This window comes from Cryobacterium sp. Y29 (genome assembly GCF_002929825.1).
Taxonomy (GTDB): domain Bacteria; phylum Actinomycetota; class Actinomycetes; order Actinomycetales; family Microbacteriaceae; genus Cryobacterium.
In genome coordinates this window covers 1-18,295 of sequence record NZ_PJJN01000024.1, presented here as the reverse complement: position 1 = coordinate 18,295, position 18,295 = coordinate 1, and the positions used below count along the sequence as shown (strand labels likewise).

Sequence of the window (18,295 nt, the reverse complement as noted above, 5' to 3'; positions counted from 1 at the left end):
ACAGAATCAGGCGTCTTTCAAGTCGATGCCCTTCGTTTCCTTCATGATGAAACAGGCGATCCCTGTGCACGCGCAGAGAACAATGATGTACACGCTGGAGAGCCAGCCAACATCCAGCGAGTTGAGGAGGGCGTTCAAGTAGGGAGCGGTGCCGCCGAACACGGCCACTGAAATGGAATAGGCGAAACCGATGGCCCGGGTACGAATTCTGGTCGGAAAATTCTCGGAGAGAATGGCCGAGAGCAAAGCTCCGGGGATGGCGACGATGACTAAAGCGATCGCCGAGGCGAGCAGGAGCGTCCATCCCGCCGCAGTGATCATGGCAGTCAGGGGGAGGGAAAGCGCGATCATGAGTACGGCGAAGATCAGCATCATCGGGCGCCGACCGACTCTGTCGGAAATCCACCCCCAGAGCGGCAGGGTTGCCAGGGCGATCAACTGGGCCGTCAGGGTCATCCAGAAGGCGGTACCCGAGTCCATGCCTTTCTGGGTGATTGCGTAGGTGGAGGCGTACGAGGTCCAGGTGTAATGGGCCGCTGTCACCCCGGAAGTCATGGCGATCATCAGCACGATTGTTCGGGCAACCTGAGCTTTCGGCAGCGGGGCCGGCTTTTCGGCGCCGGTCGTGTGTTCATCGAAGACCTCGCTCTCACCCATGTTGCGTCGCATATAAAGAGCCGCAAGGGCCAGGAAAGCGCCGAGGATGAACGGGATACGCCATCCCCAAGCGGCGACACTGTCGTCGGGCATGATGCTGGTCACCCCGCCGGCGACACCGTAGGCCAATACCGACCCGCCGAAGATAGCGATGAAGACGGCGCTGCCCCAGAGCCCGCGATGGCGTCGCGGCGCAATCTCGGCCACGTAGGTATAAGCGGTCGCGGTTTCTCCGCCGTGCGCAAACCCTTGGATGACCCTGACCATGAGCAGCAGGAGTGACGCCCAGGCGCCGGCATTCTGATATGTCGGCATCACAGCCATGGCCAGGCTTCCGCCAGCCATCATGAGCATTGTCGTGACCAGGACGAATTTGCGCCCGCGCCGGTCGGCGACCAGGCCGAAGACGATGCCGCCAAGCGGTCGCATCAGGAAGCCGACGGCGAATACTCCCAGGGTGGAGAGGAGTCCGGAGATGGGATCTTCGGGGTTGAACATAGCAGCGGCGATGAACGATGCAAAGACCGCGTAGGCGCTCCACTCATACCATTCGAGAACGTTGCCGAGAGTGCTGGCGATCAGGTCCCGCCGTTTCGACCGTTCGGTGACGCCGCTGGCTTCTCGGGCTGTGTCGTTGTCGGTCTCGTCGATCTGGGTCATCAGAAAAGGCTCCTTTGCCTCAAGATATTCACGTCATCCCACCCAAGCGGGATGTCGATGGGTCGTAAGTCGGAAATTATGTCGTGCGGGTAGGACCTGGCTCCGGTCTTTCGGCTGAAGTGTCATGAAGAGGCACCGTCCGGCGCGCACGGAGGCAGCTTTCGGCGATTCCGCGGCCCATTGCGCCCGAGCCGACAACACCCACCGTTTTGATTCTTGATATTCCGGTTCGGGGCGTCATGCCTCGTACCTCCTGATCAGAGCGGCGAGTGCCTGGCCGCCGCCGATGCAGAGCGTGACGATGCCATATTCCGTGCCAGTGCGCTGCAAATGCCGGGCGGCGCGGAGGGTCAAAATGGCGCCGGTCGCTCCGATCGGGTGACCCATAGCGATGGCCCCGCCGTAGGGGTTCGTCTTTTCTGGATCAAGTTTCAGGTCGCGGATGACGGCGACGGACTGGGCCGCGAAGGCTTCGTTCAGCTCGACGATCTCAATGTCTGCCGGACTGAGTCCGGTCTCGTCAAAGAGTTTTCGCAGCGCTAGGGCCGGGGCATAACCCATCAGCGCCGGATCGATCCCGGCCGTCGCGATATATTCCAGAGTGGCCAGGCCACCGAGTCCTCGGTCGCGGGCGGTGCTGTCCTTCATCAAAATAACGGCCGCTGCGCCATCGTTGATTCCCGATGAGTTGCCGGCGGTTACGCTTCCCCCCGTCTGAAACGCCGGGCGGAGCCCCTGCAGCGTCTCGAGGGTAGTGTCCGGGCGCGGCGACTCATCGACGGTCACCGCCACCGGCTTCTTCCCGGGAACCAGAACCGGTGTGATTTCCGCAAGAAATACCGCCTGCGCTTCCGCGGTGCCCGCTCGGCGTTGGCTTTCGCAGGCAAACTCATCCTGCTCCCGCCGAGACACCCCGTATTTTTTGGCCACATTTTCGGCCGTGACACCCATATGTTTTTCGCTGAACGGGTCGATGAGCATGGCCAGTGTGCCGTCCACCTGGGTGCGGTCGCCCAGCCGGGCATTGCCGCGGGCGTTGTAATCCAGGAAGGGCATCCGGGACATCGATTCATCGCCACCGGCCAGGATGACGTCGGCTCCACCCCAGCGCAGCTGCTGCGCAGCCGACCAGATGGCCTGCAGTCCGCTACCGCAGAGCCTGTTCACGGTGAAGGCGGGGGTCCGCTCGGGCACGCCGGCTGCCAGAGCGACGCGGCGGGCGTTGTAGGCATCCGCACCGGCTTGGCCGACGCAGCCCATGATGACCTCGTCGATGTCGTCCGCGGCAATGCCGCTGCGTGCCATTGCCGCGGCTGCAGCAATGGCGCCCAGCTGGTGTGCTGGCACGGCTGCCAGGGCCCCGTTGTATTTCCCGACGGGCGTTCTGGCTCCGTCAACGATGACTATCTTCTGCTGTGACACTGCAATCTCGTTTCTCTGACGTGCCGGGCAATGGCGTGAAAGGGTTCAGGATGCGACGGTCGACCCGACGCCGGCAAATTGCCGGGCACCGTCCAGTAGCCTCGGGATGCCTTCTTCCAGCGAGGGGCCGAAGCCGGTGTCGCCCGGTCGTTCACCCTTGAGCCAGCGGGTGTAAATGGCCTCGCAGAAGATGGACGCCTTCCACAGCGCCAGCGTCTGATACCAGGGCAGCGCGTCCAAGTCCACCTGCATGCGCTCGCGGTACCGCGAAATGAGCTGTTCGCGGGTGAGGTATCCGGGTTCGCGGGTCACCGTGGTCAATTCGAGCGGCGTAGAAAAACTTCCAGGTTCCGAATAGGTTGCCGTGAGATAACCAAGATCCGCCAACGGGTCACCCACCGTGGCCATTTCCCAGTCCAGGACGGCCATCACGCGTGCCGGGGACGACGGTTCGAACATCAGGTTGCCGGCCCGGAAGTCACCGTGGATCACCGTGGCGGCCTGGCTGGTGGGAATATTGCGTTCCAGCCAGCCGCCAATGCTGGCGACCTCGGGCAGATTCCGGGTGGTGTTCACTTCCCACAGGGCGGAAAAACGCTGGACCTGTCGCTTCAGGTAGCCTTCCGGGCGTCCGAACGCGGCCAGTTCTCCAGCGGAAACATCCACTTGATGTAGCTGAACCAGGGTGTCGACAACGGCGGCGCTGGTCGCCTCGCGCTGCGCCATGGTGCTGAGATAGCCGGGGACTCGATCGGTGATAACGGTGCCGCCGAGGAAAGACATGATGTAGAAGGGAACGCCGAGAAGCGACTCGTCGTCACAAATTGCGAGAATTTCGGGAACCGGGACCCCCTGTTTTCTGACCAGCTGTTGGATCCGAGCCTCACGAACCATGTCGTGGGTGGATCGCGGCAGGGGTGGACGGGGGCCGCGGCGCAACACAAACACCTCGGTGCCGCGCTGGACCCGGTAGGTGACATTGGACTGCCCGTCACCGATCCGACACCAGGACAGCGGCCCGATACCGAGCCCTTTGGCATCCATGAACTCTTCGACCGCGTCGAGAATGAGAAGCGGCGGCAAGCCCAGCCGCACTGCGTCGGTGTAGTTGGCGACGACTTCGACGCCGTCGGGAATGGTGCGCATCAACGGATTCCTGCCAGCTCGGTGTCGAGATCAGCGGCGTGCAGGTCGGTACTACCCGCGGCAGCGCCGTGCTGATCGGAGCTGTGCTGATCGGAGCCGTGCACGTCGGCCAGGTACGGCTCTCCCTCGTCGACGGCTCGCTTTCGCGCCGCCGATGCGCGCCGGGAAATGGCCCATTTGTGGGTCTCGTTGGCGCCGTCGTAAATCCGAAACGGTCGCACCTCGTTCAGGTAGGCAGCCAGGGGAAGCCCGTCCGAAACCCCGTCGCCACCGCAGAGCTGGATGGCGCGGTCGACCACCCGGAAGATCGCCTCCGAGCAGTGCACCTTTGCGATGGAGGACATCGCGGATCCGGCCCGTGGGTTCGTTTCGAGCAGCGCGGCGGTCTTATCGATGATGGCGTCGGAGGTTTCGATGTCGATCACGGACTGGGCGATCAGTTCCTGGGCAAGGCCCAGGTTCTTCATCGGGGAGCCGAACATTTCGCGGCGCTCGATTCGGTCCAGGGCAATGTCCAGCGAGCGCCGGGCCAGTCCGAGCCAGCGCATGCAGTGGGTGAGACGGGCTGGGCCGAGGCGCACTTGGGCGTATGTGAAGCCGAGCCCGACGGCCCCCAGTACCGCGTCATCCGCTACAAAGCAGTCTTCGAGATAAATATGGGGATGGCCGCCAGCTATGGCACGGTCCATGGTGTGGATGTTTTCACCGAGCCGGATGCCTGGGTTGTCGAAATCGACCAGGAACATGGTGGCACCGGTCGGGGCGTCTTTGACGGCTTCGGTGTGCGCCATCACGATGCAGAAGGCTGCGCCGTCGGCGCCGCTGGTGAATCGTTTGTGACCATTGATGGACCATCCGCCGTCGACCTTTGTGGCCTCGGTGAGCAGGGCGGCCGGATCTGAACCGGCGCCAGGGTGTGGTTCGGTCATTCCGAAGCAGGACCGCGACGTGCCAGCGGCCAGGGGCACAAGGTAGCGCTGTTTCTGCGCCTCCGTGGCGATCAGGTTCAGCATGTGCATATTGCCCTCGTCCGGCGCCATGCAGTTGAGCGCGGACGCGCCGATCGGGGAATATCCGGCCTCTTGAAAGATCGCGGACCAGTGCTGGATGGGGACGCCCTGGCCGCCGAATTCCTTAGGTACGTGCGGGGCGAAGACATTGGCGGCCTTCGCTGCCGCCTGTAGTCGGTCGCGGGTGGACTGGGCCAGGCGCTCGCCCGGCCGTGGCTCGGCGGGAATAACCGTGCTGTGGATGAATTCGCGGGTGCGGATGCGCAAATCTTCGATGTCGGCGGGCAATGACTCGGTGCTCATTGTTCTATTTCCTTCCGCGGCCGGGGGCCGATGAGTGGCGTGTTAAGCGGTGCCGCCGGCTGCAAGCAGGCCGCCGTCGAGGTTGATGACCTGGCCGGTGATCCAGGCCGAATCTGAGGACGCGAGAAAGGCAACGGTGGCGGCGATATCCTCTGGATTGCCGAGGCGGCCCAGGGGATATCTCGCGGCGACTTCCGCCTCCTTGCCTTCGTAGAGGGCTTGGGCGAATTGCGTCTTGACAACCGCCGGTGCAACCGCGTTCACCCGTATCTTCGGTCCCATTTCAACGGCGAGGGTGCGGGTCAGATGTGCAATGGCGGCCTTGGTCACGCCATAGAAACCGATGCCGGGTGCCGGTGTCTGCCCGGTGACCGAAGACACATTGATCACGGTGCCGCCGCGGCCGGCGAAATCCAAGGCAACGTGGCGGTAAGTATCCTGAATCCAGGCCAGGGTACCGAAGACGTTCACCTCGGTGATCTTGCGCGCGGCGGCAAGGTCGAGATCCATCACCGAACCGTAGACGGGGTTGATGCCCGCATTGTTGACCAGGACGTCCAGCTGGCCGAATGTTTCGGCGACAGCATTGAGAACTTCGAGGCGGTGGTCCGGATCGTGGGCTTTGCCGGCGAGCGGGATTACGGATCCTTTCGGAAACTGGGCGGCCGCATCGTGTAACGCCTCGGCGTTACGGGCGGTGATGCAGACCTGGGCGCCCTCGGCCACCAGCCGCAAGGCGATGGCCAGCCCGATCCCGCGACTGGCACCCGTGACGATGGCCGTCTTGCCCTCAAGGCGGTGCACTTGCACGGATTGCTCGCTCATAATTTCTCTTTCGGGTGCAGTACGCCCTGGGCTTCCGTGTTTGCATCACGGAGCTCCTGGCGGCGAATTTTTCCGGTCTGTGTCTTAGGTAGGTCGTCGACGATGTGCACGATGCGGGGGTATTTGTAAGCTGCGAGGCGCTCTTTGGTGAATGCGATGAGTTCGGCTGGAGTGACCGATACACCTGATTTCAGGGAGACGAAAGCGACGACTGTTTCGCCGCGGTACTCATCCGACTGGCCGATCACGGCGGCCTCATGGACTGCGGCATGTTCATACAGCGTGTCCTCGACTTCGCGCGGCCAGACCTTGTACCCGGAGACGTTGATCTGGTCTTTCAGCCGGTCCACCAGATAAATCCAGCCTTGTGCGTCGATGATGGCCACGTCGCCGGTGCGGAACCTACCTTCGGGCATTGCGTGGGCGGTGGCATCCGGATTATTCCAGTAACCCGGGATGATCTGGGGGCCAGATAATTCCAGCTCGCCCTGAGTACCCGGTGGAACGGGACGACCGTTCGGATCGATGACTCTGGCTACAACGTGCGGTAACGGAATGCCGATGGACAGGGTGCCGCTGGAGGCGTCGACGGGCGCTGTGGCATAGGGCGGAACGGCAATCACACCGGACGTGCTTTCGGTTAATCCATAGGCATTGTGGATGTAGACGCCGAAGCGCTTTTGGAAGCGCTCCACGGTAGCCGGCGGGATTGGGGCCCCACCGGAGTACAGAGTCTTGACGGCGGCAAAATGGCTGGCACTGGCATGCGGAAGCGCCAAAATCGCGTTGAACACGGTAATCGAGCCGATGGTAAAGCTGACCCGATGCTCGGCAAAGGCCTCCAATACGATATCGGGGTCGAAGCGGCCCGTGAAAACCAGGGTTGTGTCGGTGAACAGCGAGATCGCAGCGTTAATCACGGCGCCAGTGATATGAAATAGTGGGGCCACGGCCATGACGATGTCACCGGGGGCCAGCCGTGCAAAGCGGCCAAACGTCGTGGCGACGGCCAGGACGTTTTCGTGGGTGTTCATGGCGCCCTTTGGCGGGCCGGTCGTGCCCGAAGTATAGGTCAAGAGCGCTACGTCGTCGCGGGTCAGCGCAATGTCAGCGGGTCGCAAGCCGTCGAATTCGCGAATCAGAGCGGCGACATCCCCGTCAGTTGAAGCCGCCGGGCGTGCTGTCATGTCACAACTGCGCGGATCGTTTCGCGTCTGGAAGTCACGTGCAGAGGTAGTGATGAGCCAGCAAACCGTGCTTCCAGCCAGCGTTTGACGAGTTTCCAACTCAGCCGTATCGGCACAAATAACACCGATGGCACCCGAGTCGTCAACGAGGCGACGCAGCTCGCGACGTTTGTACATGGGGTTCAGCAACAGTGCTGTCGCTCCCAATTTCCAGAGGGCCAGCAGGGCGAGCGCGTAGTGCGGGGTGTTCTGGAGGTAGATGCCGACCCGGGCACCGCGAATTGTGCCGCGGGCCACGAGCGCTACGGCGAGAGCGTCGGAGGCGCGGTCGACCTGGGCGGCCGTCATCCAGCCATCGAAGTAGCGAAGGGCGACGCGCTCAGGGTTGCCGGCGACCCGGGCCTTCCACGCCTCTACGGTGGACTCGTACCGCATCCCTGCACGTACTTCCCGGCTGAGCACGTCTCGTGCGGTCTGAGAATCTTCTACGGCGTTGATCCCAGGACGACCCTGGACGAAAGAGCCGATTTCACAACGATTGGTCACAGATGAACGAGTCACGACAGCCGCCCTTCTCCGGCATCGTCGCCGGAATTGACTTTACTAACTCCTACCGAGCGATCGCTCGGTAGGAGTTAGTCTGGAGTAGACGTCATCATCTGTCAAGACAGACAATGGCAATCAGGCGTCAACAGGTGAAGGAGTATTCGTGAAAGTTGAGACTGCGAAGAGAGTCGGGGATGAAGCCGTATGGCGCAAATACTCCGACAATACTCTGCCACCCCTGCTACAAGCGGCTTTGGATAGCTTTGTGGAGCACGGCTATCACGGCACGACGATTCGCACTGTGGCCGCTCGGGCCAAGCTCTCCGTACCGGGCCTCTATCACCACTACGCCTCCAAGCAGGCGCTGCTGGTGGCGATCGTGCAGTTCGCGATGCAGGACTTACTGGTCAGGAGCGAAGACGCCGTAGCGGAGGCAGGTTCCTCAGTGGAGGAACAGTTTCGACTTCTGATCGAATGTCTGGCGCTCTTTCACGCTCATCGCAGTGAGCTCGCCTTCATTGCTGCTAGTGAGATCCGAAGTCTGGAAGGCGAGTCGCGAACGGCGCACATCGCATCCCGCGATAAGCAGCAGCAGATGGTGGACGACGTTATCAATCAGGGTATGCGCGAGAGGATCTTTGACGCTGAGCACCCCAAAGACACCAGTCGAGCCATCGTGACTATGTGTACTGGTATTGCGCAGTGGTACCGCCGTGACGGTGAGCTTTCGCCCGAAGAGCTGGCCGTTCGATACGCCAACATCGCCCGGATGACGTTAGGGGTTGGCTCAGGTTCTCAAAGATAGAGCCCCACGGCGCCCATACCTGTGCGAACATATGCACGAGGCAGGCCAGACCGCGATGGTTTCTAGGGGTCGTTGCAAGGCTTAGTGATCTATTCAGTGATCGGCAGCTCATTGAAGCGTTCGGCGGGGGTGTCCGAGGCGACGGCAGTCCTGATATCGGCACCGGGCAAAACGACCCTATTGCAGCAGGGATCGTCGCCGCCTTAGAGTATGCCTCCGGGCAGGAAAGTAAGCGCTATCCCACCGGCAGCGCCGACGGCTACGACAGCCCAGGCCGGTGTGCGCCAGGCGATGAGGAGCACGAAACATACAAGAGCCAGGACGAACGGGGCAGGACCAGTAATGGCGGTGGTGAAGACGGGGTCGTACAGCGCCGCGGCGAGGACGCCGACAACAGCCGCGTTCGCGCCGCGCATGAGCGCTTGGGCCCACGCTCGCAATCGAAACGCATTCCAGAACGGGAGTACCCCGATCAGGAGAAGCAGCCCGGGGAGGAACACACCGGTAAGAGCGAGAGCAGCACCCGCGATACCGCCAGAACCCGCGGTTGAGAGGGTTCCCAGATACGCCGCGAATGTGAACACAGGGCCGGGCAATGCCTGCGCCGCACTGTATCCAGTGAGGAATTGATCCGGCGAAACCCACCCGGGATCCATGACTCCGGCTTGCAACAGCGGCAGCACGACATGACCACCGCCAAACACCAACGCTCCGGCCCGGTAGAACGCGTCAAACATATCGATAGCCCCCCATTCCGTCGCGGCAGCCCAGGGTGGCAATACGACGAGCAGGATCACGAAGAGTGAGAGGCAGATCCATCCGGTGAGGCGGGAGACCGGGAATCGGATCATTTCTGTCACGGCGCCGGCGCCGGCACGGCAAAAAATCAGGCCAGCACACGCGCCCACCATCAGAGCGATGATCTGCCCCATCGAGCCCGCAAGCAGAAGTACGCCCAGAGCGGCAATCACTGCGATAAATGCGCGGGCGGGATCGGGTGTGAGAGTTCGTGCCATTCCCCAGACAGCCTGAGCGACAATCGCGACGGCGACGATCGTGAGCCCGTGGATAATTCCGGAACCGACTACGCCATGGAATGCGCTCGCGCCGTACGCGAAAGCCACCATCAAGACGGCGGAGGGCAGAGTGAAAGCGAGGAATGCGGCGATAGCGCCAAACGGCCCCGCTCGGAAGAGTCCCAAGCCGAATCCGACCTGGCTCGACGCGGGGCCTGGTAGGAATTGGCCGAGCGCGACTAGGTCTGCGTAATCGCTGTCGCTCAGCCACCTGCGGCGTTGAACTAATTCCCCACGAAAATATCCGAGATGTGCCGCTGGGCCGCCGAAGGACGTCAGTCCCATTCTCAGAAATACCCAAAAGACCTCTAAGACGCTCCCGCGTACGCGATGGTCAGCAGTGCCGCCGTCCGAGGGTATTGCTTTGCCCACTTCCCGCTCGGTCTGGCTAATAGTTCGTTCGTCACTTACTTTTCTGGCCACAGGCAGAGTGTCGCACGCTGAGGTTAACGAGCCGACCACCCTCTGCGCTGAGGCGGCGACTCGATAAAAGCGAAATGTAGTGTCTCGAAACCCAAGTGCCTCATCTGCCAGGGGATACCAGACGATGGAGCTGCTGCCGAGCCTCGCGGACTTAGTTCGAGGTGCGACGCGTGCGGAGAGCACTGGGGGATACGTCAGCGAAGTCGTCTCCGCCATACTTCGCATTGGCGACGGACATGACGTCGGGCCACAGTCGATGGCGGGCCGCAGCGGCGTATCCGCTGTCGAAGTACATGGAGCGTTGGTCGAGGGAGCTCGTGACGCTCACGACACCGGCCACGGTTGCCACCTCGGTGCTGGCGCCACTCATCCAGGTATCCGCTGCGCCACCCGTGGTTCCGGTTTTGCCGATCATGGGGACGCGGGGACTGGTCCGGTAATACGACGAGCTGGCGGTGCCCTCGCTCATCACGCGCTGCATGGCGTAGGCCATGGCACCCGCTACGGCGGGCTCAACCGAGGCGCTGCACTCGGATTCCGGAACGGGCAGTTCGCTGCCATCGGCGGCCACGATTCGATCGATGACGACAGGTGTGCAGGTCACCCCGTCGTTGGCGATACCGGCGAAGGCAACGGCCATGGTCAGGGGCGCGATTTCGTTGGTGCCGAGCACGGAACTGGCGCCCTGGCGAAGCGGGTCGCCGTCGGCACGGTGCACGTCGAAGGCCTCCGCGGTCTTGCGGATACCGCACAGGTCTAGCTCTTTTGCCATGCCCAGGTACCCGGTGTTGTAGGAATTGATGGTCGATTCGAGAGCGCTGTAATTGGATCTATTTTGACTCAATGAGTCATTGCGGGGGTTCCACCCGGGGTAACGCTGTGTACCCCGGCAACTGTCTTGGAAAGCGCCCCAGTGCGACGTTCGCCCAGAATCAACGCGTTCGTTGAGGGAATGCCCCTCGCTTAGCCATTCAGCCAGCGTGAATACTTTGTAGGTGGAACCGGGCCGAAAACCGCTCGAGCCACCGGCGGCACGGTCGGTGTTGTAGTTGATGGCAGCGTAGTTGGTCCCGGAATTCAGCACGGCCGGATCCTGGCTGTAGTCCTTGTTCTGGGTCATGGTGAGCACCCTGCCGGTGCCGACCTGAACGCTGGAAATGACGGCGCCCACGTCTCCCGCGTTGGAGATCTTGGGAACGTTTTCGTTCATGGTTGTCACGGCCGCACCCTGCAGGTCCAGGTCCAGCGTGGTGTACACGTCGTACCCACCACGGCGAAAATTGAGCAGCCGCGTTTCTTCGTCTTCACCAAAAGTGGGGTCGGTCTGGAGTGCGTGTACGACGTAGTCGCAGAAGTAAGCGTTGGCGCCGGCTGTAGCGCAGCCGGTACTGGGCGCCGTGATGACCGGGGCGATCACCGTGGCGACCGCGGTCTCGTACTGGGCGGCAGAGATCTTCTCCTCGGCAAGCATTTCCCCGAGAATATAATCGCGGCGCATCTTATTGGCGGCATAGTCGTTGGCGGCGCCATTGGTGAAACTGTTCGGTATATCAAGCTGAAACTTTCGTGGGTTGTTCACGATCGCCACGAGGCTTGCGGCCTGCGGTAACGTCACTGCTGCCGCTGTCGTGTCGAAGTAATGATTGGCCGCTGCCTCAATACCGTAGACCGTCCCGCCGAAGCCCGTGATGTTCAGGTACTGGCGAAGAATGTTCGCCTTGTCGTACTTCTTCTCCACGGCGATCGCGAAGCGCATTTCGCGAAGTTTGCGCTCGGCGGTGATCTCCGTGGCCGCCGTGTAGCACAGGTCGCTCTGCTCCTGCTCGGCGATGACTTCGCATTTTTGCACGAGAACGTTCTTCACATACTGCTGAGTGATCGAGGATCCTCCCTGCAGCGAGTCGCTAAATGTGTTGCTCACAACAGCGCGTAGCGTACCCTGAATATCGATACCGTTGTGCTCAAAGAAACGAGGATCCTCACCCGAGACCGCGGCGTCCTTCACAAATTGACTGATGGCATCCGATTCAACCTCGACCCGATTCTGGTCGTAGAACGACGCAAGCAGTACGGGGGTGCCATCGTCCTGGGCGGCATAAATGTTGCTCTTTTGCGAGAGCTGCTCGATTCCCAGATAGCCCGGCAGGCTGTCAAGGACCGTGATGGTGTGCGTCGCATTCACACCGGCCAACGCGGCCACCGGCGTCATCCCCGCCGTCACGAGGACACCGGCGACGACACTCATCCCGACAAGCCTCATGAACGCGCCGAGGGCCGTGCCTCTTGTTTTCGTCGGGACAGTGACATGGATGTCTAAAATTATCGCTACCTTCTGGATCCACTAGTAGACAAAACGGGATGAGTGCGCTTCAAGCGCTCGCACGCGCAACGCGGGGTCACGGTCCAACCTGTGAGGGTTGGAGTCTTGGGAGAGCCTTTATCGCGCTAGATGCCAAGGATCAACAATTCTTTCGACGAGGTTTCCCCGGCGGCCCCGGCAAAGAGTTCAAATGCAGAAACAATTGCGGACTTTTGGTCGGGCGACAAGACGGACAGGATTTCGGCGATGTTGTCGCGGCGCTGCTCCAGGGCATGAGTGACAAGGTTTTGTCCTGCTGGCGTGAGTTCAATGAGTACCTCACGTCGACTAGCTGGCCTCGTCGTGCGCCTCACCCAACCAGCTTCGACAATGCGATCGATTGCCCGGCTCAACGTGGAGGGAAGGACGCCGATGGCTTCGCCCAGGACGCCCATGCGCAGGGGCCCCGAGGTGTCTAACAGCACGAGGACACGAAACTGGGGCAACGTCACGATCTCCAGGACACCTGCGACAGATCGAGCCACCACACCCATCAGCGCACGAGAAGCTGTCAACGCGGCGTCCGCCGCGCGAGCGTCGAAATCTTCGTCCGGAATCACTTACACCCTCATCTCATGCAATAGTTGCAAACACACAACAATTGCAAGCATACATTTATGGCGTGTTGGCACCCAATAAGAACTTCGACGCCACGGGGCAATCACCCGAACGCAGACTGACTTCGACGAATCTGAATCTCAGGAAATAATCTAGATTCCGCAGGGCCACTCGAAGAAAAGTGCAGTCAGCCCCGGGGCCAGAGCAAACTCCCGTGCCGACAGGTCCACGGGTCCGCCAACGAGCCAGGGTGAATACCGACGACGGCAGTCAAAAGAGCGTTCGTAATGGCGATCCCGTGCGGGGCGGTTCCTTCAGTTAGCCTGTGGCGTCCTCGCGGAATTAATCAACTCGCTCTCGGACAAAACCTTTCATTCAAAGTGAGATCGGGCTTGAGGGCCCATGGCTGGCGAGGACGACGAGAATCTGGAACGGTGGATTGGTGCGTCGTGAACGGCGCTGACCATGGACCGCGCAACCGAGTGGCGCCCGCGACGTGGCGCGGGGTGATTCGAGCGCCTCGGTGTTCGTTCCGGCAGTGACGGTGACATCCGCGGGCTCGGCTTCGCCGTGTGTGACCAGGAGCAGGTTCCTGACTTCGACAGGACCCACCTCCGCGTTCAAGCCGAGGTTTTTCGATCCCAGCTCCGTCGGGGGTATGCGCGGAGCACTGACGCCGGAGCAGCCGGACAACCCCGCGACCACAAGCACCAGTGCCGCAGCACTGACTCGATTACGCACGACACGCCGCCTGGACGTGGACGAATACTCGGTCTGGCTGGGGGAGCCCGTGCGAATACGGGGTGCAGAACGCGGTTTACGTTCGCCGTAGCGGCGCTTCATCAGCTCAGCAGCATGCCGCGCGTTGATTCCGTGGGCCGGTCCAGATACGACTTTCCCGACCCGACGCGGACTTTCTCATCTAGATGCCCAGTCAGAAGCCCCTGTTGGGGCTAGTTGGCATAGTAGGTGTCTGACCGGCATCATCCGGCAGAGGGGATCATCACCGACCGAAGCGGTCAAGATTCATGACCTTGTGCCATGCGGATGCGAAGTCGCTGATGAACTTCTTTTCAGTGTGCTGGCTCGCGTAGACCTCCGACAGCGCACGCAGCTCTGAGTTGGTCGAAAAAATGAGATCAGTGCGACTTGCGACCCACTTGAGCTCGTCGGTGTGACGGTCGCGGCCTTCGTAGGTCGTCTCCGTCGTGGGGTCGCCTAGCTTTGGCGCCCACACGGTGTCCATGTCGAGCAGGTTGATGAAGAAGTCGTTGGTCAGCGAGCCCGGTGTTGAGGTCAGCACGCCCAGGGAGGATCGGCCGTGGTTTGCGCCGATCACGCGCAAGCCGCCGAGCAACACGGTCATCTCGGGGGCACTCAGGGTCAGTTGGCCCGCGCGCTCGATGAGTAGAACTTCCGACGGCAGCCGGTTGCCCTTGCTGAGGTAGCTGCGAAATGCGTCAGCTGTCGGTTCGAGCGCGGCGAACCGTTCAGGGTCGGTCCACTCCTGCGTCGCATCCATACGACCCGGCTGGAACGGGATCTCGATGTCGTGACCGGCCTTGGCGGCAGCATGTTCGACCGCGGCGCACCCGCCAAGCACGATCAGGTCGGCAAGTGAGATCTTCTTGCCTCCACGCGGGGAATCGTTGAACTGCTTGCGGATCTGCTCGAGTGTGCCGAGCACCGTAGCTAGCACTTCAGGCTCGTTGACATCCCAGCTTCGTTGCGGTTCGAGACGGAGGCGGGCACCATTCGCGCCACCGCGCTTGTCGCTGTTTCGAAACGTGGAAGCGGATGCCCACGCGGTGGAGACTAGTTGCCCCACCGTCAGGCCCGACTCGAGCAGCTGGCGCTTGAACGCAGTGATGTCGTCGGCATCGACGAGTTCGTGGTCGACGTCGGGCAGTGGGTCCTGCCAGATCAGTCGTTCGGACGGGACGAGTGGCCCCAGGTAGCGCTGGGTTGGGCCCATGTCGATGTGCGTGAGTTTGAACCAGGCCCGTGCGAACGCATCCGCCATCTGGTCTGGATTCTCGAGGAATCGCCGCGCGATCGCCTCGTATTCTGCATCCTCCCGGAATGCGAGGTCCGTGGTGAGTACCGTCGGGACATGGGTCTTGGACGGGTCGTGGGCGTCCGGGACTGTGCCGGCACCGTCACCGTTGCTTGGGATCCATTGCCATAGTCCGGCAGGGCTGAGCGTCACCACCCACTCGTAGGCGAACAGTGTCTCTAGGAAACTGTTGTCCCATGTGGTCGGGGTAGGTGTCCAGATCCCTTCGAGCCCACTGCTGACGGTGTCGGCACCATTGCCCGTTCCAAAGTGGCAGGCCCAGCCCAGGCCTTGTTGCTCGAGCGGTGCGGCTTCGGGTTCGGGCCCGAGGCAGGTGCCGGGGTCGGCCGCTCCGTGGGTCTTGCCGAACGTATGCCCTCCCGCAATCAGCGCGACGGTCTCCTGATCGTCTAACCCCATGCGACCGAACGTCTGACGAATGTCGCGTGCGGCGGCTACCGGATTGGGCACCGTGTTTGGACCCTGCGGATCGACGTAGATCAGTCCCATATCGCTGGCCGCCAGGGGCTGGTCGAGATCCCGGATCCCACTGTGACGCTCGTCGGCGAACCACTTGTCTTCTGGCCCCCAGTAGGTCTCGTCGGCCTCCCAGACATCCTCCCGGCCACCGCCGAACCCGAACGTCGTGAAGCCCATCGATTCCAGGGCACGGTTACCTGCGAAGATCATCAGATCGGCCCAGGAGATTTTGCAGCCGTACTTCTGTTTCACCGGCCACAGCAGTCGGCGCGCCTTGTCCAGATTGCGGTTATCAGGCCAACCGTTCAACGGGGAGAAGCGTTGCATACCCGCACCGGCACCTCCCCGACCGTCACCGACGCGGTAGGTGCCAGCACTGTGCCACGCCATCCGCAGCACAAGCGGTCCGTAGTGTCCGAAGTCGGCGGGCCACCAGCCCTGCGAAGTCGTGAGCACCTCGTCCACATCGCGTGCCAGATCCTCCAGGTTCAGGGAGAGGAATTCTTTGGCGTAATCAAAGTCTTCGCCCAGCGGATTGGCGGTGCGGCTCGGTCGAGCCAAGCACCTTAGGTCGAGCCTCTGGGGCCACCAGTCATGTGGACTCCTGACTTCTGCGGGATGATTTCGCAGCTTGGGTGGCTGACGTGCATTCACGGTCTGGTTATACGTACGGTCGACGTAGGCGTCAGGGCTTCCAGACATGGCCACTCCTTCAGGCGAGCCTCTGTGCCCGTCAAGTCTTTGAGACGATCTGATGTTTTTTTTACTACGCCGCAGCCGATTGGCGGCGGTCGCGGTGGGTGGTCAGCGCCCACCGCGATGGACAACTGGAAGCGGATCGGGACGATCCAGTCGAAGTTCTGGAGATTCCCCGCCCCGGCCGGGCTCGGCTTGGACAGACAAGACGTTTCGTCCGTGGGACGAATGTTGACGACTCGCTCCATCGCTGAGGCGACTGAGCGCGCGGACGGCACGCGACAAGCAACGACGAGTGCCGCGGAGAAGATCGGATCGTTCTTCAGTAGTCGTCACTGGACGTCACCTCCTCATTTCTTCATTGAAATTACGTACGTGGTTATCGAGGTCCTTGCGCAGTAGGCGTACCAAGAGTGCGCTCTCCAGTTGAGAAGCAACCGTATGCCACTCAAACCTTGACGACCAGACACGACCGCAAGACTCCCACACCATGCCGCTCACCCGCATCAACGTGCCGCTCGATACGAGCAGTCCCCGTTATCCTGTCGCCGACGGGCTGCGCCGTTCATCATCAAGGATGCGGTCGCGGTGCCGGTTTTGATGGACGTGATACATCGGAGGGGTTCAGCGTCGATGAGCTCGCCATTGACCACCACGCAGCGGTGTCCCTGTCTTAACCTGCTTCGGGTACTTCGGATGACGGAATGCGCGGGTTTTTCTACGCTGCCAATGTTGGCTGTCAATAACCGTGGTGGACGTCATTAAGCCGGCGATAACCGAGTTCGGAATGCCTGCGTCGACTGTTGTATATCCTTCGATATGCCGGATGGCGTAGCTCCGAGCTTGTGATTTCGTGGCATAGGCAGTGCGATAAAAACGTTCGTTGTTGACCGTCGATTAAAAAACTTTCCATCATCTATCGGGTTCACAAGGGCAGAAATCGAGGCAGCCGCTACCGTGAGAAAAAAATATGAAAAATGTTCGCGGGTTCTGCAGCTCACCCTACAAATCAACTATCATCCTAGGAAGCTCCGCCGGGATAGGGCAATGAATTCATCTCAGCGGGCTGGTATTCACCACGAAATGCGAATGACTGTATTGCCGAAGATCGCGAGCTCGAAGGAGCCCGTCTGCCTTACCGTCCAACCACCGGCCGTGGACGACATCCGCGGCCCCACCTGATCGAGGAGAACCAGCATGACACTGACCCTTGCGGACGCCCGCATCATCATCAGCGCAGCCGAGGCCAAGGTCTCGGAGGTCGGACAGCCCATGAACATCGCCGTCGTCGACGCTGGCGGCAATCTCATCTCTCACGTACGGATGGACGGCGCCTGGCTGGGCGGAATCGACATCTCCATAAACAAAGCCTTCACTGCCCGGGCCTTCAATATTCAGACCAAGGACCTGGGGGATAACTCCCAGCCCAACCAGCAGTACTACGGTATCCAAGCCAGCAACAACGGCCGGATCGTGATCTTTGCCGGCGGAATCCCACTCACCCGCAACGGTGAAGTGGTCGGCGCCATCGGCGTTAGTGGTGGCTCAGGCGAACAAGACCAGGCCGTCGCTCAAGCAGGCGCCAAGGCCTCTCTGACATAGTCCACGCTTTGTGCTCCGCTCGTACCACCGAGACGGGGTTGCACGGTCGATACCCCGATCCGGGCCGGTGGAAGTTACCGTGTGGCGTTTGGCGCTACTTATCTTTCGTGATCGCTCGCTGCAGCGGTCGCTGGGCGTTTTCGTCGCTCCCGGGTGAGTCTGCGCTTCTTATCTCCCAACAGTTCTCATGTATTGGGATTTCGCGACGCTCAGCGGACGATGCTTTGCAGGATCGCCTTTCGCTGTCCGGTAAGTTCGCGCATCGGAGCGGGGAGCGGGGAGCGGGAGGCGCTCGACTACCTGGTCAAGAATCCCCGCGGGCCTCGAGACAGTCTCGTGGCGGCGCGATCATGTAAACCGACGTGTGGTGTGCCTCCCGGGACCTTCCATCATTCCAATGCGTCGCTTGACCTGCCGCGGATATCTCGGACAGTGGGCCCTCTTAAAATGAGGGATCACTGAAAGTCGAGATCAGCATGACCGC

At 61.4% G+C, this 18,295-nt stretch carries 14 protein-coding genes; 2 read left to right on the top strand and 12 right to left on the bottom strand.

Translation table 11 applies throughout. The annotated features are described in order from the left end of the window. Positions 1 to 6: 6 nt before the first annotated feature. The 7 genes from CXY74_RS01890 to CXY74_RS01865 all read right to left on the bottom strand — a co-directional run bounded on the left by CXY74_RS01890 (position 7) and on the right by CXY74_RS01865 (position 7,645). A complete protein-coding gene (locus CXY74_RS01890) occupies positions 7 to 1,317 on the bottom strand; it encodes an MFS transporter (protein ID WP_104198867.1) in 1,311 nt (436 codons plus the stop codon). A 76-nt stretch (positions 1,318 to 1,393) separates the two neighbouring features. Next, entirely contained in the window at positions 1,394 to 1,558 is a 165-nt protein-coding gene (locus CXY74_RS18345; protein WP_146070023.1) for a 3-hydroxyacyl-CoA dehydrogenase NAD-binding domain-containing protein, read from the bottom strand. Beyond that, positions 1,555 to 2,739, bottom strand: coding sequence for a thiolase family protein (locus tag CXY74_RS01885; protein WP_104198866.1), 1,185 nt, complete (start codon positions 2,737 to 2,739; stop codon positions 1,555 to 1,557). Before CXY74_RS01885 ends, CXY74_RS18345 begins: the two co-directional genes overlap by 4 nt. Positions 2,740 to 2,784: 45 nt before the next feature. Continuing rightward, positions 2,785 to 3,885 carry a phosphotransferase family protein gene (locus CXY74_RS01880; RefSeq protein WP_199183114.1) on the bottom strand — a complete coding sequence of 367 codons (1,101 nt, stop codon included), beginning with the start codon at positions 3,883 to 3,885 and terminating at the stop codon, positions 2,785 to 2,787. Next, the gene (locus CXY74_RS01875) at positions 3,885 to 5,198 is read right to left on the bottom strand and encodes an acyl-CoA dehydrogenase family protein (protein WP_104198864.1); all 1,314 of its coding nucleotides are present in this window, start codon (positions 5,196 to 5,198) and stop codon (positions 3,885 to 3,887) included. The genes CXY74_RS01880 and CXY74_RS01875 overlap by 1 nt, the downstream gene beginning before the upstream one ends. Before the next feature lie 42 nt (positions 5,199 to 5,240). Next, complete coding sequence (locus CXY74_RS01870; protein WP_104198863.1) at positions 5,241 to 6,023, bottom strand: SDR family oxidoreductase; 783 nt, start codon at positions 6,021 to 6,023, stop codon at positions 5,241 to 5,243. Next, entirely contained in the window at positions 6,020 to 7,645 is a 1,626-nt protein-coding gene (locus CXY74_RS01865; protein ID WP_104198862.1) for a class I adenylate-forming enzyme family protein, read from the bottom strand. Before CXY74_RS01865 ends, CXY74_RS01870 begins: the two co-directional genes overlap by 4 nt. A 274-nt stretch (positions 7,646 to 7,919) precedes the next feature. On the opposite strand from CXY74_RS01865, the gene CXY74_RS01860 reads away from it, so the two are divergent. Further along, positions 7,920 to 8,561, top strand: a complete 642-nt coding sequence (locus CXY74_RS01860) for a TetR/AcrR family transcriptional regulator (protein ID WP_104198861.1) — start codon at positions 7,920 to 7,922, stop codon at positions 8,559 to 8,561. Positions 8,562 to 8,764: 203 nt separating this feature from the next. Here CXY74_RS01860 and chrA read toward each other — a convergent pair whose 3' ends face one another. From chrA to katG, 5 genes are all read right to left on the bottom strand, one after another. Next, positions 8,765 to 9,997 (bottom strand): chromate efflux transporter, encoded by a 1,233-nt coding sequence (chrA, locus tag CXY74_RS01855; protein WP_255409508.1) that lies wholly within the window; start codon positions 9,995 to 9,997, stop codon positions 8,765 to 8,767. A 214-nt stretch (positions 9,998 to 10,211) separates the two neighbouring features. Beyond that, positions 10,212 to 12,305: a transglycosylase domain-containing protein gene (locus CXY74_RS01850; protein ID WP_158252274.1), complete on the bottom strand. Its 2,094-nt coding sequence runs from the start codon at positions 12,303 to 12,305 to the stop codon at positions 10,212 to 10,214. Positions 12,306 to 12,505: 200 nt separating this feature from the next. Continuing rightward, positions 12,506 to 12,979: a MarR family winged helix-turn-helix transcriptional regulator gene (locus CXY74_RS01845; RefSeq protein WP_104198858.1), complete on the bottom strand. Its 474-nt coding sequence runs from the start codon at positions 12,977 to 12,979 to the stop codon at positions 12,506 to 12,508. A 373-nt stretch (positions 12,980 to 13,352) separates the two neighbouring features. Then, on the bottom strand, positions 13,353 to 13,718 hold the full coding sequence (locus CXY74_RS01840; RefSeq protein ID WP_146070022.1) for a hypothetical protein: 366 nt from the start codon (positions 13,716 to 13,718) through the stop codon (positions 13,353 to 13,355). 262 nt (positions 13,719 to 13,980) lie between these two features. Then, positions 13,981 to 16,215, bottom strand: a complete 2,235-nt coding sequence (gene katG / locus CXY74_RS01835; protein WP_104198856.1) for a catalase/peroxidase HPI — start codon at positions 16,213 to 16,215, stop codon at positions 13,981 to 13,983. Positions 16,216 to 17,406: 1,191 nt separating this feature from the next. On the opposite strand from katG, the gene CXY74_RS01825 reads away from it, so the two are divergent. Beyond that, positions 17,407 to 17,811, top strand: coding sequence for a heme-binding protein (locus CXY74_RS01825; RefSeq protein ID WP_104198854.1), 405 nt, complete (start codon positions 17,407 to 17,409; stop codon positions 17,809 to 17,811). The last annotated feature ends 484 nt before the right edge of the window (positions 17,812 to 18,295 follow it).